Origin of the sequence: Thermogemmatispora aurantia, from assembly GCF_008974285.1 — a bacterium.
GTDB classification, from domain to species: Bacteria; Chloroflexota; Ktedonobacteria; order Ktedonobacterales; family Ktedonobacteraceae; genus Thermogemmatispora; species Thermogemmatispora aurantia.
This window is the reverse complement of sequence record NZ_BKZV01000001.1, coordinates 207,800-224,158: the sequence shown is the minus strand read 5'-3', so window position 1 is coordinate 224,158 and position 16,359 is coordinate 207,800. Positions and strand designations below refer to the sequence as shown.

The following is a 16,359-nucleotide window of genomic DNA, read 5'->3' as shown; positions in this document are numbered from 1 at the left end:
CTGCCAGCATTGTCGCCGCTGTTTCTTCTTCCCAGGGGAGAGCCAGGAGTGTGCGAGCAGAGGCGAGAAGCCGGGACCCAGAGCAGTACTGCCCGGCTCACCCTTCTGTGCCCCCGTCTGTCTATTTCATCCGCCAGCCGTGCAGATACAGCTGTTGGGGTCCCGGCTTCTCGCTTCACAGTTACAATGGCTAACGATCTCGCACCTGTCTCCTACTGGAGCCTGTGCGATCCCATCTGCTCTATAGCTCTAGTCTCTCTCCTAGAGCGCTGAAGCCAGCGTATTGCGCGGAGCCAGGGCTGCGGCCCGCAGCGCAGCGCGCAGGAAAACACTCAGGTCAGTCTCCGTCAGATCGCGAGGCCAGCCCATGAACTCCTCACCTGCCGCCTGTACAATTTGCAACGTATGGCCCTGATCGGCGGCTGCATCCGCCTGGGCCGCGACCAGCCCAATCGTCGCGAAGAGCGGCTTTGGCTCGTAGCCGAGGTTCAGGTAACGGCGAGCGGCCAGATAGGCCCCTTCAAGATCGCGGGCCTCCAGCTCGCCCTGGAGCGTCTCCAGCAAAGCGGGAGCCAGCAGGCCGCCGCCGACGTGCAGGTGATGAGTGCTCTGGTGAAGCTGGCCGCTGGCCAGTCCCAGGCGCTTGCGCAGCTCATTGACGAAGACTGCCGAAGTGAAGAGCAGGGGAACCACCTCGATATCCTGGACCTGGGCAAAGACCAGGCGCACGGCGGCAGCGTAAAGAAGACCGTGGGCTGCCTCAACGAAAGCCGCCCGATCCTCATCGCCGATCTGATTCAGAATATCGGCGGCAGCAAGGGCGATAACCGAGCCAACTGCGCGTGGAGAAGCCTCGCCCTGGATCAGCGCCTCGTGGACAGCCTGACAAATCTGGGCTGGTCCGGCATCGCTCAGCAGCAGCGCGCGCAGAGGAAGAGCGTGCTCATTCTTGGGCGGGGAGATGCGCCGACGGATCACTTCGAAGTCCCCTGGATGCTGCGCAATGAAATCGCGCACTGCCCCGATCCAGGCCGGCTCCTCGCTACGGACAGGCAGGTGAGGAGCCAACCAATGGATAATATTGGGGGCCCGATCTCCCCACTCCACGGGATCGAGCAGCTGGTAGCCGCGTACCGCAAACATCAGCGGGTGGCCGGCCTGGTGGAAGGTCATGGCCAATCCCTCATAGGTGCGAGACTGTAGTGTGCGATAGTCGGCTCCGGTGGCGTAGAGACCGAAGAGGAGCCGCTCGGCCAGCTCGGCCTGGTTCTGGTAGATGGCCTCACGCATCAGAGCGCCAACGCTCTTTCCCTCTGGCAGCTCGCCGGGATAGTAAGGCCGCGGATAGGTCGGCTGCTTGCCGCGTCCCTCGCGCACCGCTGCGCTTGCTGCGCACAGAGCCTGGACCAACAGCGGCAGGGGACGCAGACGATTCTCCACGCTCTCGCCTACCAGGTGATCATAGGCGTGGAGCCAGCGGCTCAGGACGCTTGCGGCTGTGAGCGTCAAGATTACGTGCCCTTCGGGGTCGCCATGAGCGGCGATCATACCAACGCGCCCGATTAACACATCGATATCTGCCTTGCTGTGAACCAGCTCCCGGGTCAGACTGGCCAGACGCGACGCATCAGCCGCTGCCGCGGCCTCGACCAGCTCCGAGAGATCAACCCTCATGCCGACTGATGCCATAAAATATCTCCGTTACCTTTATGTATTGTCGTAATCTTGTAATCAAGCGAACAGGTACAGAAAAGAGGGAGGCAAAGCCACAGAGGGAGGAGACGGATCAGCTGCTGACCGTTGACTCTGCGGCGCTGGGGGCACTGGCTCGCAGGCTGGAAAAGCCCGGGGCGGAAGAGAGATAGGCGCACTTCAAGCAGATTGCTGCAGCTCGCGGATCGCCTGTTCGATGCGTGGGATGTCCGCGTATTCCTCATCGAGAAGCTTATAGGCCCGTTCCAGGTACAGCTCGGCGATGCGAGCGGAGTGCTTGCCCGCATCGCAGGCAGCCGTGATCAGAGCGTTTCCTTTGTACTTCTCGGGAAGGAGGCGGACGATGCGCTGCATCTTCTGCCGTGTCTCCTGCAGGAGATGCGTGTCGTTGCCTTCGAGAGCGTAGCGAGCGACCCCAACCAGTTTCCCCAGCTCCGCCAGGCGCTGGCGGTCAGTCATGGTCTGAAAGAGCAGCTCTTCGGGGTCCAGGTCATCGAGGGCCGGCAGTTCCTCCCTGCTAGAGGAGCTGCCGGCGGCTTGCTCGAAAGAAGCGCTGTAGTTCAGATAGAGCTGGCCGTACTCCTGGCAGGCCTGAGCTGCCAATTGCATCTTTGCCGCTTCATCGCGCGGATGAATAGCCCCCAGTTCACAGAGGTCATCATCACGGTAGCGGGCCAGGACCTGCAGATAATCGAGGCCTTTCTCCCCCTCCAACTCCTCCAGCATTGGAGGGATTGGCATCACCTGCACATTTGGCTCATCCATTGGCAAGTGAGCGGCCAGGATTGAGGGCAGGTATCTGGCCAGTGACAGCGGGAGAGGCGGCACCACGCAGTAGGTATAGAAGATGCGCCGCTCATCCTCGCTGCTGCGGGCGAAAAAGATGGCATGTCCTTTGGGTGCCTGGGGGTCACCACGCAAGAAGCGCAAATCCATAGTCTCCTCCCGTTGCTCGTGGCCTGTTCGACTCTTGTCTTGCTAGCTAGATAATACGGCGTTTGGGGCCTACTGGCAAGGTATCAAGCCTGGTCTCCCGCTCTATCCGTTTCCTATTTTTCCCAGCTTGTAGCCGGTTGAGCCTGATCCCGGCTTTGCTGCCGAGAGGTCGGCCTGCCGTGCCAGTGGTCGGACCAGACCCTTCCTATGAGGTCAGCCCCTTTCGTAGCTGGCGGAGGCGTTTCTGCAGATCCTTATTGGCGCTGATAGCCTCCTCGCTCAAATGCTCTCCCCCAGTAGGAATGCTCTCTTCATAGGCTTTAAGCTGCTCCAGTAGCTCGTGTGGACCAGCCAGGCGCACATAGGCCTCCAGCAGGGCACGGGCCTGCTGCTCCCGATTACGGCGCACCTCTGTAATGGCCGCCTGTGCGTAGAGAGCGGCATATTGGCGCATAAAGGGGGCCGTCCATTGCTCAGGAGCAGGGAGCGTCTGACGCACCTGTTCCACGAGAGCGATCGCCCGCTGCAGCTCGTCCGCAGCCTCATCGAGCCGTCCTTGAGCCAACAGCACGCCGGCGCGCTCGTAGCGAGCATCCGACTCGCCCAGGGGCTGACCCTGTTGCTGATAGAGCCGTAGAGCGGCCTCCAAGTTGGCCCAGGCCTCGTCAAGCTGCTCCATATTGCGGTGAGCCAGGCCGAGTGCCAGCAGCGTCTCAGCCTGGCCGGTGAGGTCCTCATTCTGCCCGAAGCGCGTCAGTGCGGTCTCGCCGCGCTCGATTGCCTCTGACCAGCGCTGCTGACCGATCATGACCTGGGCGCTTCCCAGGGTAGCGGCAGCCGTACCGACGGGATTTTCCAGCTGCTGGAACTGCCGTTCGGCCTCGGTATAGGTCAGCAATGCGGCCTCCAACTCGCTGCGAGCGAGGTAGGTGCGAGCCAGCGCCAGCAGGGCCTCGGCTGCCAGCAACGGCTCTTGAAGCATCTCGGCCCGCTGGCGCGCCTCGCTAAAGCGGCCCTCGGCGCGTGCCGACTCGCCCAGCGTCAGGTACCACTCTCCCTCAGCCAGAGCCAGCAGCGGGGCGAGTCGCGCATGGTGAGAAGAGCCTGACTCGACGTGAGGGCGAGCTGTATTGAGCTGCTCCCAGGCAACCTTGAGCGAGCCACTGGCAATCGCCAGTCGCGCCTGGCGCAGGCTAGCCTCTGCCAGACCATAGGAGCGGAACGGCTCAGTCAGCTGTGCTGCACGTGTGGCGGCCTCTTCATAGACTTCATGGGCGCGGGCTATCTGGCCGCGCTGGCGATAGATATCACCAAGGCCCAGCAGCGCCTGACTTGGCAACAGGGCATTCGCGGAAAGGTGGGCCTGCTCGTGGGCCGCGCTGAACGTTTCCACTGCTCGCTCCAGCAGGCCACGCCGTCGCAGAATCTCGGCCAGGCAGAGTTGAGCCTCTGCTGTACCGGGGCGGCGAGCAAGCGCCTGATATGTACGCAAGGCGCGCTGCACCTGCGAAGTAGCGTAAGCCAGCTGCCCACGGCGGAGATTAATCTCGCCCAGCAGACGTAGCGCCTGCGCGAGTCCCAGCGCATTGCGCTGGTCCTCATAGACCTGCTGAGCGCGCTGAGCGCTGGCCAGCGCCTGTTCAAGCTGATTATTGGCTAGGGCCACGGCGGCCAGGCCAAGGTTGCCATCGGCCTGTCCCAGCTCGTACTCTAACTCCAGTGAGCGTCGGATCACCTCGCCGAAGAGATCGGCAGCCTCAGCGAGTCGCCACTGTTCCAGGCAGATCTGGGCCAGGCCGCTCAAAGCATCGACAGCCCCATAGTAGTCCCGCTGGGCCTCATAGACTGCCAGAGCCTGCCTGTAGGCTTCCTCGGCAGGAGCAAACTGCTGCTCAAGACGACGAGTATCACCGTAGCTACGACGAGCATCAGCCTCTGTAATTGCTTCACCGGCCTCCTGAAAAGCAGCAATGGCTCGCTGGTAATAGGCAGCAGCCTCTGCAATATGGCCGCGCTGCAGCTCCAGATGTCCCAAAGCGAGCCAGACATTGCCTTGTCCTCTAACAGAGCGCTGCTGCTGGTAGAGCGCGCCAGCCTCTTCGTAAGCCTGTTGAGCCAGATCGAGATGAGCCCGCTGGCGTTCCAAATGTCCCAGGGCCATCGTGGCGCCGGCCTCGCTCAGCGGCTGCTCAGCCTGACGGTAATAATTGCGCGCGCGCGAGTAACTGATAATAGCACTATCAATCAGATTATTCTGTTGCTGAACCTCAGCGAGCAGCATGCGACTATCGCCAGCATGGCGATAGTCGCCGGCCAGACGGAAGCGCACCTCGGCGTCGCTGAAAGCCTCGGCGGCCTTATCGAGTTTCCCCTCATTGAGGGCGTCGACTCCCTCACGGAGCCGCTGATGGGCCACTGAGATATCTTGTGTTGTCATGGCTCTCTGATCTCTCTAGCGAGTGGCTCGGGCCTAAGTTTCTCTTGTCTGGGTAGTCGATCAGTCGTCTCACTTATTGTAGTGCGTCGCCGTCAGAAAGTCAAAAAGGAGACAGGGCTGAGCTACTGTGATACAATACTGGCGGGCCAGAATGATGGAAGCGTGGCAGGCGTCTGCTCGGGTAGCGAGCCGATTTTGCATAAGGAGCCATTTACAATGTATGAGGACATACTAAAGAAGGTGAGCTTATTTTCGGGCTTGAGCGACAGAGAGCTTAAAGAGATTGCCCGTAGCGCTCAGGAGCGGCACTACAGCGCCGGCACTGCACTGTTTCATCAAGGCGATACGGGAACTGGCCTGTACATCATCACGGCAGGACGGGTGCGTATTATCCAGGCCAACGATCCTGATCGGGCGGAGGAAGTGATTGGTACAGCCGGGCCGGGGGAAGTGCTGGGGGAAATGGCCCTGCTCGATGATCTTCCTCGCTCGGCCAGCGTTATCGCTGAAGAAGAGACTACGGCCATCCTTCTGCCGATCTGGGAGTTTCGCGCCGTCTTGCGACGGCAGCCGGAGATTCCCCTCAAGTTGCTAAGCGTGCTCAGCCGTCGCTTGAGAAAGGCAGAGGGACGGCTCGCGGAGCATTAGTTGAGCCAGGGGCAGGGGACCGGCGCGGGGGCGGAGGTAGGGTCGAGGCCGGGGGAAGGTGGAAGGAGATGCCCCAGCAGCCTACAACACCGGGGTCCTCCCGATCTACCAGCTCAGCAGGTGTAGCCAGCGCGGGGATGCAGGACACAAAGATAGCCAGACCTGGCACAAAGAGGAGATCATGGTGGTGGTTAGGAAGAGAGCACAAGTCTTCCTGCTGTAGCGGCCAGAGGACGGCTCTGCTCGGGTCGTGAGGGAGGCGGGATAAGCGTTACGACGGGCTTATTCTGCCTTCTCGCGATTGAGCAGCTGCTGGATCTCCTCGAACATTGTTTCCACATCTCCGAAGGAGCGGTAGACGCTCGCGAAGCGGATATAGGCGATCTTATCCATGCGGCGCAGGCGCTCCATCACCAGCTCGCCGATCACGCTGCTGGGTACCTCCTGCCGGCCCATGCGATAAAGCTCCTGTTCAATCTCGTCGATCGCGCTTTCGATCTCTCCGACGGGGAGGGGCCGCTTCTCACAGGCTTTGCGAATGCCGATGTAGAGCTTCTGGCGGTCGAAAGGCTCGCGACGCTGATCGCGCTTAATGACCATCAGGTGAGATGGCTCGACTCGCTCATAGGTACTGAAGCGCCCCTTGCAGCGTTCGCATTCACGTCTCCTGTGGATTGCGTCTCCGATGTCACGCGAGTCTTTGACGCGTGACTCGGTGCCGCCACAATATGGACATTTCATCCCGCAGCTCCCAACTCTGGGTAGAATACTGTCGAGATGATTCTATCACAGAAGCAGAAGTGGCGACAGTCATGTAACCCTGCCTTCAGGCAGGGAAGGAATGGCTACCACCATGTGAGAGCGGTGCGATGCTTCCCTGGCTGGAGCCAGTCGTGTGCTGTCATCGAGGAATCTGCCAGATCCTGATTGCAGGTCCATGTTGCAGGCCCGTGTGGCCAGCCAGAGCAACCCTGACTGGCCTCCTCGTACCCCACGGGAGACGTTGGCGGCGGCAGTGGCTGTTCCTGCTCCCTCAGCTGCTGAGCTGATCCTCCCTGAGCTGGTCCCGTCAGCTCAGGGCGGCTACTAGAGGCAAGCACGTATTTCCCCGGCGCGCCTGCCGCTCAGTGCGTCCCCCGCCCGAGCGTTGCTTCCTCTCTCGCCCTGGGAGCTTGTCACCCTCCGGTCGCTCCTTACCGACGTAGCCTGAGCGCAGCCGTGACCCCTCGCGCCAGTAGGCGTACCAGTAGGGGCCATGTCCCTGACCGTCGCGGCAGGTGCTGCAGGTCGGTTTCCCACACTTGCGGTACTGGAGCTGATAGGTAATGTGGTGATCGCTCGGAATCTGCGCCATGAATGCCACTCCCCTTCCTTCATTCCACTGTACAGATTTGCTGCAACGCTATCATTAGCTTAACAGCAATGGATGAACATTTTATGAATCCAGGACCTCCATAGATGAAAATTTGTTCATCTTTTGGGCGTGCATCTGTTGATGGAGCGTCGCTGTTCCATAACACCTTTTTCATGAAAGCCTGGGAGGCTGATGGTCCGAGCTGTTGCCTGCTCTGGAGACGGGGTGAAGCTGGTCGTGGCAGTCCGAGGGATGGTATAATGAGCAAGACCCAACTGCGCCCACGGTTAGGGTTCGCTCTCCTGCGTTCAGCCAGACGCCTGCAGGTCTGCCTGGACCGACCGGTGTTGTGGCCTTGGAAAGAGGGAGTCAGAAGCTATGCAGATCATCATCAAAGGCAAGCAGATGGAGGTCATGCCTCGTCTGCGGCAGCACATTGAGCGCAAGGCCCACAAGCTAACACGCCTCATCTCTCCTCGCAACAGTACTGCTCGTCTGCAGATTACTATCGCAGAGGAGCACACGCGCAGTGCTCAGGACCGCTACACGGTCCAGATCCTGCTGATGGGAACCTCGCCTACACTACGTAGTGAGGTGAGTGCTCCCAATGCCACCGTTGCCTTTGACCAGGCTCTTGGCAAGCTGCTGGCCCAGTTCTGCCGGCAGAAGGATCGACTGACCACCGCGCGTCGTCACCAACGCCTGCCCATCAGGGTTCTGGCGCTGGCGCGCTCGGGGCAGCTCTCGGTGCTTGCAGGGGAAGAGGCGTCGGTTATCACAGCGGCGAGGGAGGAGGCTGAGGAAGTGGAAGATCTGCCTGTTCCCACCAGTCTGAGCGAAGAGCAGAATGAAACCGTATGGGCCAGGATTAGGGAGATCCGCAGCCTTCCCACCAAGCCTATGAGCGACAAAGAAGCGATCCTACAAATGGAAGCCCTTGGTCTTCCCTTCTACCCCTTTGTGAACGAGGCCACCAACAGCGTGAATGTCATGTATCGCCTGGAGAAAGGTGGCTATGGCTTGTTGATCCCCGCTCTGGAGTAGTCCCCGTCTGTCTGCCCGGTTGGCCTGGTTGCTATGCCAGGGATGTTCTTTGGTCTACCCTCCGCCAGGGGGGAATAGTCACAATTGCCGGCGCAGGAGCTGCCAGGAGAGCCTTAAAACCCGGGAGGGCAAACGCTCCGCTCCGGGTCTATTAACCAACGTGGGGAAGTTGGTCGGTAAGGAGGGAGAAAGGATGAGCCAATCAGGCCGAGCCTGATTGGTTGACATGATGGCTGAGGTGCAGCGGGCGGCAGCAATGCCCTACATCCTCAGCCATCAGTTTCTCTGGGGTTATACTGCTCTTGCTCTGCGGGTCTGTCCCTCTCCCTGCTGTTTCTCCGCGGCGAGAGTGGCTAGAGTGTGATTTCGAACTGCCACGGACGTGGAGGAGGGTCCTCGAACTGGCCGAGCGGGTCGGCAGCGCGAATAGTCAACCGGTGGGCCTCTGGAGAGGGCAAAGGGCGGAAGCGGGCCCGACCCTGGTAGACGGCATGGTTCGGGTCACTGGCCAGCTCGGGCCGGGCCAGTAGCATTCCCCCCTGATCTCCGCTCCATTGCTGGCCCAGGTTATCCTTCAGGAAAAAGATCAGTCGTGGCACAAAGGCGAAGCCAGGTGTGAGTGGTGGCCTGATCCACAGGTAGTGTAGATCAAAGTAGTGAGCGTAGAACTGGATCTGATAGAGCATCAGCGTCATGTCTTGCTGCTTCTGCTCCAGCTCCAGGGTCAGCGTACGCAGGGCCTCGCGCGGAGCTGGCTGCTCTTCCTGGCTGCTGGCGGGGGGTTCTAGGGGAGCGGCGACGACCACGGGGGGACGTGAAGCCAGCTCCAGGGCCTTGGGAGAGAACGGCCTCGGATCTTGTAAGATCTCATTGCACGTCTGAAGGCAGGCTTCGCAGATATAGGCGGCGCCTGGCCCGGCTATCATCCGTCTGACTTCGGGTGGGCGCCGACCGCAGAAAGAGCAGCGAGCCAGTGTTCGATCAAAGCTCATAATGGCCCAATCCTCGATGCTAGAGCAAGCAAAGCAATCCTCTACGCTGCCTCGGCGCGCCGCAGAGCGGCAACGGCCTCCTCGTAAAGCCCCAGGCGTTCCAGGATGGCTGCATGAGCCTGCCACTCCAGGCGGTCATCCAGAGGCCGCAGCAGGGTGGTCGGATCATCCACAGGAGTGAGCTGGGCGGGCGTAGAGCCATTCAAGATCTCACCTGGCGGCATACTCAAGCTTGTCAGCCGCCGGAGGCCGTACTTGCGCTGCAGCGCCAGGCCGATCAGATAGTCAGCAAAGTGTGGATTCTTCGGCAGGAGCGAGCCATGCAGATAGGTCCCGTAGGCGTTACGATAGACCGCCCCTTCGGTGCCATCCTCAGCATTATTGCCGTGGCCTTTGAGGACCTTGCCCAGCGGGCGAGCGGTCCCCAGGTAAGTTCGTCCGCCGTGATTCTCGAAGCCGACTATTGTCATGCCATTCCAGCTAATGACCACGTCGCCGATGCAGCGCGGTGTCCGTGGCCCCTTATGGACTGTCCAGGCGTCGAAGACTCCCAGACCCTTCATATCGGGGCCTTCCGCCGGGCGATAATAGTGGGCCAGCAACTGATAGCCGCCGCAGACTGCCAGCACAGGCATATCGTCCTCAATAGCGGCCCACAGGCCGATACCCTTCGTCTCAAAGAGGTCCTGAGCCACGGGAGCCTGCTCCTTATCCTGACCACCGCCGATGAAGAGCAGATCGTACTCGTCGGGTGCCAGAGCATCGCCGATGCCCAGTCCTACAACGCGCAGTTCGATGCCACGCAGCTCGCAGCGACGCTTCAACGTCAGAATATTGCCGCGGTCCCCATATAGATTGAGCTGATCAGGATAGAGATGCCCAAGTGTGAGCGTCAGCCGGGCCTCATTCCTACCGTGCATCTAATCTCGTCCCTCCCAATAGTGAGGTGTCAGCCCGCGCCGTTCTAGCTCGCGATGAAGCTCCAGCAGCCCCGTATAGGTTGGCACAATAAACAACGTCTCTCCAACTGGGGTCTGCTCGATGGCCCGCTCCAGCGCTGTTGCCAGCCCGTAGCCTGGGAAGGGAGTAGCTCTCTCTTGCGGGCTGGCAGCTCCCTCTTCTGCAGCAGGCGAGACCTTGGTGCTTGTCTTCGCAGCAACAGCATCAGGCTGTTGCTGCTGGTGTCTTGCCCTGCCGCGTCCCCTCCCTTTCCGGCCTCTCGGCTGAGAACCGATCAGCTCTTCGAGGGCGCGCAGCGGTGTCGACGGGATGATCGTCATCTCCTCAGGAGCGAAGCCGGCATATTTGAGGCGCAGGGCCAGATCGAAAGCGCGCGTACCGGCTACCGTCAGACTAGCGGTCAGGCCCTGCGCCCGTTCGAAGTCGACGTCCCAGATCCACGAGACGTCTCGGCCATCGGCAATATTATCATTGAGCACAAAAAGCATATGGCGCGGCGTGCCCTCGCTGAAGAGGGTACGCAGCACCTCATTCAGGCCGGTAGGATTCTTCGCCAGCAGCAGGCGCAGGGTGCGGCCCGCTACCTGCACACGCTCACCCCGTCCAAAGGCGGGCTTAAATTGCTCGATCCCTGAGACGATTGGCTCCCAACTGATCCCCAGGGCCTGAGCGACGGCGATCGCAGCCAGAGCATTATAGACATTATACAGCCCGGGGAGAGGGATCACAATCTCTCCCAGCTGTGTCGGTGTTTCAACTGTCACGCGCAAACGATCAAAGGTATCCTGGCGCACCTGGAGCGCGCGTACGGTAGGAGCAGGGCGCTCCAGGCCGCAGTGAGGGCACTGATAGTGGCCCATGTGACTATAGAAGCGAGCACTGTAGCGATAGTCGCTGCCACAGCGTACGCAACTGCGACTGTCCACAGCCTGGTAGGTGCCTGCAGTGCCCTGGCCATCCTGGCCGCTCAAATCGAGTGTCAGATCCTCTAGACCAAAATAGAGGACGGGGCCGCGGGCCAGCTCACCCAGACTGGCCGTTGTTGGATCATCGGCGTTGAGAACCAGCGTGGTTGTCTCTGGCAGCCCTTTGACCATTTGCCGCCAGAGGGCGGCCACGCTTTCCACCTCTCCGTAGCGATCGAGCTGATCACGGAACAGATTTATGAAGACTGCGGCGCGTGGTTCTAGCAAGCGTACGGCCTGGGGCATAACTGCCTCATCGATCTCGAAGACCGAGATAGCCTGACCCGCGCGGCGCAGATTGCCGCTAGGGAGGGCGCGCACCACCAGGGCCCCGGCAACGCCGCGCAAGAGATTCGCCCCTTCGCGGTTGCGCCAGACGCGCAGGCCAGCATCGCGCAAAATCGCGGCCAGGAAGCCGCTTGTGGTCGTCTTACCGTTGGTGCCTGTGACCAGGACGCTGCCATGTTCCAGTTGGGCGGCCAGGTGGCGAATGATATCCGGGTAGAGGCGTTGAGCCACCAGGCCCACGATGCTGGTGCCGCCGCCGAGGCGGAGACGGCGACTTAAGGCCCCTGCGGCGCGCCCGCTGATCACCGCCAGGGCTGCTCTCAGCGAGAGGCGTCGCCTCCGTGAGCGCTGGCCGGCTCTTGCCGCTCCGGTAACTGATCCTGGCTTGGCTTCTGGGCGGCCTTTCTTCGGGCGAAGCCATCTGCTCCCTCTGGACTCACTTTGGTTAGGTCCCTGAGAGATCACGGGAGATGGCCGATGTTGCTGCATGCTTCTCCTCCGAACCAGCGCCTATGTCAATAGTTGTATCTATTTTTCTCATTGCCTAGTTGCAGCATAGCATGCGCGCGTGAAGCGGTCAAGACCGCAAGCCGGGGATAGATCTTCTGGTTGCCAGCTGCCTTGGCCCTCTCACTCCGGGGATCGCGGGTCTTGAGCGTCAGCCTTGGATCTCCGCTTGCCTGGCCTTACCTCAAGAGCCAGCGGGGCCTGTGTGGCTACCGCTGTACCAGCGATGTAGTACCTCGCTCGCCTTCTGGCCCCGGATCGAGAAACGCGCTACTCCATCCCAACCCCAGAAGAAGATGCCGGCGATGTGCTCATCGGTCATAACATTGGTGAGCGCGGCGTTGTAGGCGTCGGCCTGCTCCTGAGGGTCTGCTGGGGCCGTCGAAGTGGGTGACCAGACCTGGTAGAGGGCGTCAGCGCTATTGCGATAACCGATTTCAGTAATGACGATACGCCGGTTCAGTTGCTCGGCCAGCTGGTCGAGCCGTGTCTTGATTTGCTCACGCCACAGTTCGATCATGGTCTGGGCATCCAGGCGCACGGGGGCGTCGCTGAGGGAGATGTACTCAGAGACGCCGATGAAGGTGAGGCGCGGATCACGCAGCCAGGCCGGCGGCTGATCCATAGTGGACCAATTGATGTCGTAGGTCAGGTTACCTGTGTAAATGCTGCGCACGCGCTCGATGAGCTGGCGCCAGAGCGTGCTGGGGGCGTTGCTCTGCAGCCACTCCATTTCAGTGGCCAGGGCGATCTGCTCAACGCCATTAGCCTCGGCTGCCTCGACATAGGGACGCAAAGCCTGCCAGTAATGGTCAAACCAGCGCTGCTGGCTCTCAGGAGCCGGCATGACTAACGCGGCCCAGCCGCCTGGCTGGCGTACGGTCAGCAGCGGGGCGAGAAAGACTTTGAAGCCAACCTCATGAGCTTTGCGCACTCCTGCCACAAAGGAGGCTACGCTAGGCGCCGCCTGGTCGACACCGATGTCGACGGCGTCAGGGGTCGATTGGGAGAAAAGTACTGGCATCTCTAGCCACTCGGCAGCGGTGCTGCGCCTGATCTCTTGCAGGCTCTCCTGCCAGCGCCGGTCGCTAAGACCGTAGGCACTCCGACTCCAACCGGGGTAGACGATCCCCTTTTGAAAGCCATACTGCTCCACTGGCCGGGGAATCGGTGTCGGGGTCGGTGTCGGGCTAACGCTTGCTCGTTTGGGAGCACTACCTGTTTGCTCAAGAGCTGGTCCCGGGCCAGTTCTGCCGAACGGCTCGCAGGCGCTGCTAAGCAACAGGAGAGCGAGGGTGAGGCCCCAGAGTAAGAGCGACTGGAGCAGGTTCAGCAGCCGGTGAGACCAGGAACGTTGCGTCCTCCCATGAGCGCGGTCATGGCGCTGTTCACGGCGCGCAAAAGTACCAGACATCTATCAACCCTCCCATCCATCTTCTGCCCGCGCTCTCCTTCCGAGCTCTTACGCTCGTGAGGCAGATAGCCAGAGCGGCCCTTGTAGAGGAAGAGCTGCGAAAGGGCGGATTCTCCACTATTGTACTCCTGGCGGGAAAGATGGCCGGCGCGCGCAGGAAACTGAGGTCACTCGCTCTGACTGCTGGGGGAAGATCGGGGGGCTGTCTTGTGTTATCTCACTCAGAAAGGATACGTAATGAGAGGAGAGAGAAGTGGCAGGCTCTGGAAGCCGTTGACCGGTGGTCCGGTTTGTCACCCCTCTTGTCAACGTGTGCTATCCTATCCTGTGAGATTGAACGGCTCACCTGGCGTTCAACAGGATAACATCTGCAAATCAGGTACAGGTTGATTAATGGCAAAGAAGCTTGTCATTGTTGAGTCTCCGGCAAAAGCCAAGACCATTGAGAAGTTCCTCGGGCGCGATTTCGAGGTGCGCGCCTCTATGGGGCATATTATCGATCTGCCCAAGAAGGGCCTTGGCGTCAACACGCGCAAGGATTTTGCGCCACAGTATGAAATTATCGAGGAGCGAAAGGGCGTCATTGCCGAGCTGAAGGCGGCGTCGAAGAAGGCCGAGGAAGTCTATCTGGCCCCCGATCCTGATCGCGAAGGGGAGTTCATCGCCTGGTCCCTGATGCAGACCCTGGGACTCAAGAATCCGCGCCGCGCTGTCTTCAATGAGATTACGCGGAAAGCTGTACAAGAGGCGATCCAGAAGCCGCGGACTATCAATGAAGATCTATTCAATGCACAGCAGGCGCGTCGAGTGCTTGATCGTCTGGTGGGCTACAAGATTAGTCCCCTCCTATGGAGACGCGTGCAATCGGGCACCAGCGCTGGGCGGGTGCAGTCGGTCGCCTTGCGCCTGATCTGCGATCGTGAGCGGCAGATTCGGGACTTTGTCCCCCAGGAGTATTGGACGATTACCGCCCTGCTAAGCAAGCAAGGCGAGCAGGAACGCTTTGAGGCGATGCTGGTGGCGCGCCTCAATGAGCTGGCGGGTCACCAGCCAATGGAAGGGGAAGAAGAAGGGGCAGCTGAGAGCGAGGAGGGTGAAGGATCAGCGGAGGGGGAGAACGAACGTCGCTCTGAGGAGACACGGCGACGCTTACATATTGCCAACCAGCAAGAAGCCGAGGCCATTCTGGCCGAGCTACGTGGGGCGAGCTTCTCGGTTTGGCGCCTGATCCAGCGTGAGGTGCGTCGTCAGCCGCCGCTCCCCTATACGACCAGCACCATGCAGCAGGATGCCTCGTCGCGCCTCTACTTTAAGCCCAAGAAGACGATGAGTCTGGCTCAGCAGCTCTACGAAGGCATCGAGCTGGGACCACGTGGCTCACAGGGACTGATTACCTACATGCGCACCGACTCGACGCGTGTCTCCGATGAAGCGAAGGCGAGCGTGCGTCGCTTTATCGAGCAAACCTATGGCCAGCCCTTTGTCGGATCGGGGCGCGTTGGCAAACTCAAGGCCACGGCCCAGGATGCCCACGAGGCGATTCGTCCGACGGATGTGACGCTCACACCTGAGCAGGTGCGAGAATATCTGACGCCTGACCAGTACAAGCTTTATAGTCTGATTTGGCGCCGCTTTGTAGCCAGCTTTATGACACCGGCCCTCTTTGACACAGTGCGGGCCGATATTGTGGCAGGCCAGTACGTCTTTCGGGCCAGCGGCTCCCATCTTCGCTTCCCTGGTTTCTACGCCGTCTGGCCACGCGATGAGGAAGAGCGTCTACTGCCGCTGCTCGCCGTCGACGAAGTGCTGGCTCTTCATGAACTACAGCCGCAGCAACACTTTACGCAGCCGCCGCCGCGCTATACGGAAGCTAGCTTGATCAAAGAGCTGGAGGAACTGGGCATCGGGCGCCCCAGTACCTATGTGCCTATCATCTCAACCATTCAGGAGCGCGGGTACGTCACCCAGGAGCAGCGTCGTTTTGTGCCAACCTGGCTCGGCGAAACCGTCAACGAGCTGCTCAATAAGCACTTCCCCGAGATCGTTGATGTCGGCTTTACTGCCGATATGGAGCAGAAACTGGACAATGTCGAGGAGGGGCGCCAGTCCTGGACCGAGTTTCTGCGCGATTTCTATGAGACCTTCAAGGAGATGGTGGCCAGAGCCGAGGCTGAAATGAATCGCGTGCAGAAGCCGGTCGAGGAGCTGGACGAGTTGTGTCCCGAGTGTGGCCGGAAGCTGGTGATCCGCAGCGGGCGCTTCGGTCGTTTTATCTCCTGCTCGGGCTTCCCGGAGTGCCGCTATGGGCGCTCTTTTGTCAACAAGACCGGGGCCCTCTGTCCGCAGTGCGGTGGCGATCTAGTCGAGCGTAAGACGCGCCAGACCAAGCGCACGTTCTATGGTTGCAGCAACTACCCGACCTGTAATTTCGCCATCTGGGAGCGCCCGGTACCGGAGCCGTGCCCTCGCTGCGGTGGATTGATGGTGATCCCACGCAGCGGCCAGGAGCCGGTCTGCTACGAGGAGGTCGTACTGCCACAGCAAAATCCCGAGGAACAGCCCCAGCAGAATGGCCTGGCCTCCTCCCGGCGAGGCACCGGGTCTAGACGCAGAAAGGCCCAGAAGAGCACGGAGCCAGGTGCGGAGGCCAGTCCCTCTCTGAATGGAACGACGGAGACGGCAGAGGCGCCTTCGGCAGCCGGGGAGCTGCCCCTGTCCACAACTGTCAGGGCTAAGAATAGGCGGACCCGTTCAGCCTCTCATGCTACCTCCAATGGCAATGCCAGGAGCAGCGGGCAGAGACGAAGCACAACTAAAGCTGCTACTGGTAAGAGCGAGAGTAAGGAAACTGATAAGCAGCAGCAGAAGAAGAAAGAGTCTGCAAAGAATAGCAAAGGAAGCAGTCAACGGACGGCTAAGGCATCAGGGGCAGCAACTGCCAGGGCCACCAAGGCGGCGAGTGCATCGTTGGCTGCCACGCCTGCTGAGTCGGATCAGCGCTAAGGGCGTTCCCTCGCTCTACCCTACCTCCAGGGCGCCCGTTCCCGCTCAGTCCTGCCTGGTAGCACGGGTGGGCTTACGGCTGGCACTCGTGCTATAAT

12 protein-coding genes are annotated in these 16,359 nt (G+C 60.6%); 3 read left to right on the top strand and 9 right to left on the bottom strand.

Annotated elements, in window-relative coordinates:
* Positions 1–261 precede the first annotated feature (261 nt).
* From KTAU_RS00870 to KTAU_RS00860, 3 genes are all read right to left on the bottom strand, one after another.
* The gene (locus tag KTAU_RS00870; RefSeq protein ID WP_151726607.1) at positions 262–1,689 is read right to left on the bottom strand and encodes a hypothetical protein; all 1,428 of its coding nucleotides are present in this window, start codon (positions 1,687–1,689) and stop codon (positions 262–264) included.
* 183 nt (positions 1,690–1,872) lie between these two features.
* Positions 1,873–2,649: a hypothetical protein gene (locus tag KTAU_RS00865; RefSeq protein WP_151726606.1), complete on the bottom strand. Its 777-nt coding sequence runs from the start codon at positions 2,647–2,649 to the stop codon at positions 1,873–1,875.
* Between the two features lie 205 nt (positions 2,650–2,854).
* Positions 2,855–5,086: a tetratricopeptide repeat protein gene (locus KTAU_RS00860; protein WP_151726605.1), complete on the bottom strand. Its 2,232-nt coding sequence runs from the start codon at positions 5,084–5,086 to the stop codon at positions 2,855–2,857.
* Positions 5,087–5,302: 216 nt separating this feature from the next.
* On the opposite strand from KTAU_RS00860, the gene KTAU_RS00855 reads away from it, so the two are divergent.
* Positions 5,303–5,734 carry a cyclic nucleotide-binding domain-containing protein gene (locus KTAU_RS00855; RefSeq protein ID WP_151726604.1) on the top strand — a complete coding sequence of 144 codons (432 nt, stop codon included), beginning with the start codon at positions 5,303–5,305 and terminating at the stop codon, positions 5,732–5,734.
* Positions 5,735–6,016: 282 nt separating this feature from the next.
* On the opposite strand, the gene nrdR is transcribed toward KTAU_RS00855, so the two are convergent.
* A complete protein-coding gene (gene nrdR / locus KTAU_RS00850; protein WP_052888556.1) occupies positions 6,017–6,475 on the bottom strand; it encodes a transcriptional regulator NrdR in 459 nt (152 codons plus the stop codon).
* Positions 6,476–6,803: 328 nt separating this feature from the next.
* Positions 6,804–7,088 carry a DUF6788 family protein gene (locus KTAU_RS00845; protein WP_151726603.1) on the bottom strand — a complete coding sequence of 95 codons (285 nt, stop codon included), beginning with the start codon at positions 7,086–7,088 and terminating at the stop codon, positions 6,804–6,806.
* A 378-nt stretch (positions 7,089–7,466) separates the two neighbouring features.
* On the opposite strand from KTAU_RS00845, the gene hpf reads away from it, so the two are divergent.
* Positions 7,467–8,132 (top strand): ribosome hibernation-promoting factor, HPF/YfiA family, encoded by a 666-nt coding sequence (gene hpf / locus KTAU_RS00840; RefSeq protein WP_151726602.1) that lies wholly within the window; start codon positions 7,467–7,469, stop codon positions 8,130–8,132.
* A gap of 353 nt (positions 8,133–8,485) precedes the next feature.
* Here hpf and KTAU_RS00835 read toward each other — a convergent pair whose 3' ends face one another.
* The 4 genes from KTAU_RS00835 to KTAU_RS00820 all read right to left on the bottom strand — a co-directional run bounded on the left by KTAU_RS00835 (position 8,486) and on the right by KTAU_RS00820 (position 13,258).
* Positions 8,486–9,124 carry a ClpX C4-type zinc finger protein gene (locus KTAU_RS00835; RefSeq protein WP_112427682.1) on the bottom strand — a complete coding sequence of 213 codons (639 nt, stop codon included), beginning with the start codon at positions 9,122–9,124 and terminating at the stop codon, positions 8,486–8,488.
* 41 nt (positions 9,125–9,165) lie between these two features.
* A complete protein-coding gene (locus tag KTAU_RS00830) occupies positions 9,166–10,020 on the bottom strand; it encodes a type 1 glutamine amidotransferase (protein ID WP_151727630.1) in 855 nt (284 codons plus the stop codon).
* A gap of 24 nt (positions 10,021–10,044) precedes the next feature.
* Positions 10,045–11,643 (bottom strand): Mur ligase family protein, encoded by a 1,599-nt coding sequence (locus KTAU_RS00825; RefSeq protein ID WP_170292960.1) that lies wholly within the window; start codon positions 11,641–11,643, stop codon positions 10,045–10,047.
* A 385-nt stretch (positions 11,644–12,028) separates the two neighbouring features.
* Positions 12,029–13,258 (bottom strand): glycoside hydrolase family 113, encoded by a 1,230-nt coding sequence (locus KTAU_RS00820; RefSeq protein WP_151726600.1) that lies wholly within the window; start codon positions 13,256–13,258, stop codon positions 12,029–12,031.
* A gap of 393 nt (positions 13,259–13,651) precedes the next feature.
* Between KTAU_RS00820 and topA the strand changes: the two genes are divergently transcribed.
* A complete protein-coding gene (gene topA, locus KTAU_RS00815; RefSeq protein WP_151726599.1) occupies positions 13,652–16,261 on the top strand; it encodes a type I DNA topoisomerase in 2,610 nt (869 codons plus the stop codon).
* The last annotated feature ends 98 nt before the right edge of the window (positions 16,262–16,359 follow it).

What these genes read in the sequence shown, in the direction of transcription:
- KTAU_RS00860 (WP_151726605.1), bottom strand. Translation starts at nt 5,086, where the DNA reads ATGACAACACAAGATATCTCAGTGGCCCATCAGCGGCTCCGTGAGGGA.
- KTAU_RS00870 (WP_151726607.1), bottom strand. Translation starts at nt 1,689, where the DNA reads ATGGCATCAGTCGGCATGAGGGTTGATCTCTCGGAGCTGGTCGAGGCC.
- nrdR (WP_052888556.1), bottom strand. Translation starts at nt 6,475, where the DNA reads ATGAAATGTCCATATTGTGGCGGCACCGAGTCACGCGTCAAAGACTCG.
- KTAU_RS00865 (WP_151726606.1), bottom strand. Translation starts at nt 2,649, where the DNA reads ATGGATTTGCGCTTCTTGCGTGGTGACCCCCAGGCACCCAAAGGACAT.
- topA (WP_151726599.1), top strand. Translation starts at nt 13,652, where the DNA reads ATGGCAAAGAAGCTTGTCATTGTTGAGTCTCCGGCAAAAGCCAAGACC.
- KTAU_RS00845 (WP_151726603.1), bottom strand. Translation starts at nt 7,088, where the DNA reads ATGGCGCAGATTCCGAGCGATCACCACATTACCTATCAGCTCCAGTAC.
- hpf (WP_151726602.1), top strand. Translation starts at nt 7,467, where the DNA reads ATGCAGATCATCATCAAAGGCAAGCAGATGGAGGTCATGCCTCGTCTG.
- KTAU_RS00835 (WP_112427682.1), bottom strand. Translation starts at nt 9,124, where the DNA reads ATGAGCTTTGATCGAACACTGGCTCGCTGCTCTTTCTGCGGTCGGCGC.
- KTAU_RS00855 (WP_151726604.1), top strand. Translation starts at nt 5,303, where the DNA reads ATGTATGAGGACATACTAAAGAAGGTGAGCTTATTTTCGGGCTTGAGC.
- KTAU_RS00820 (WP_151726600.1), bottom strand. Translation starts at nt 13,258, where the DNA reads ATGTCTGGTACTTTTGCGCGCCGTGAACAGCGCCATGACCGCGCTCAT.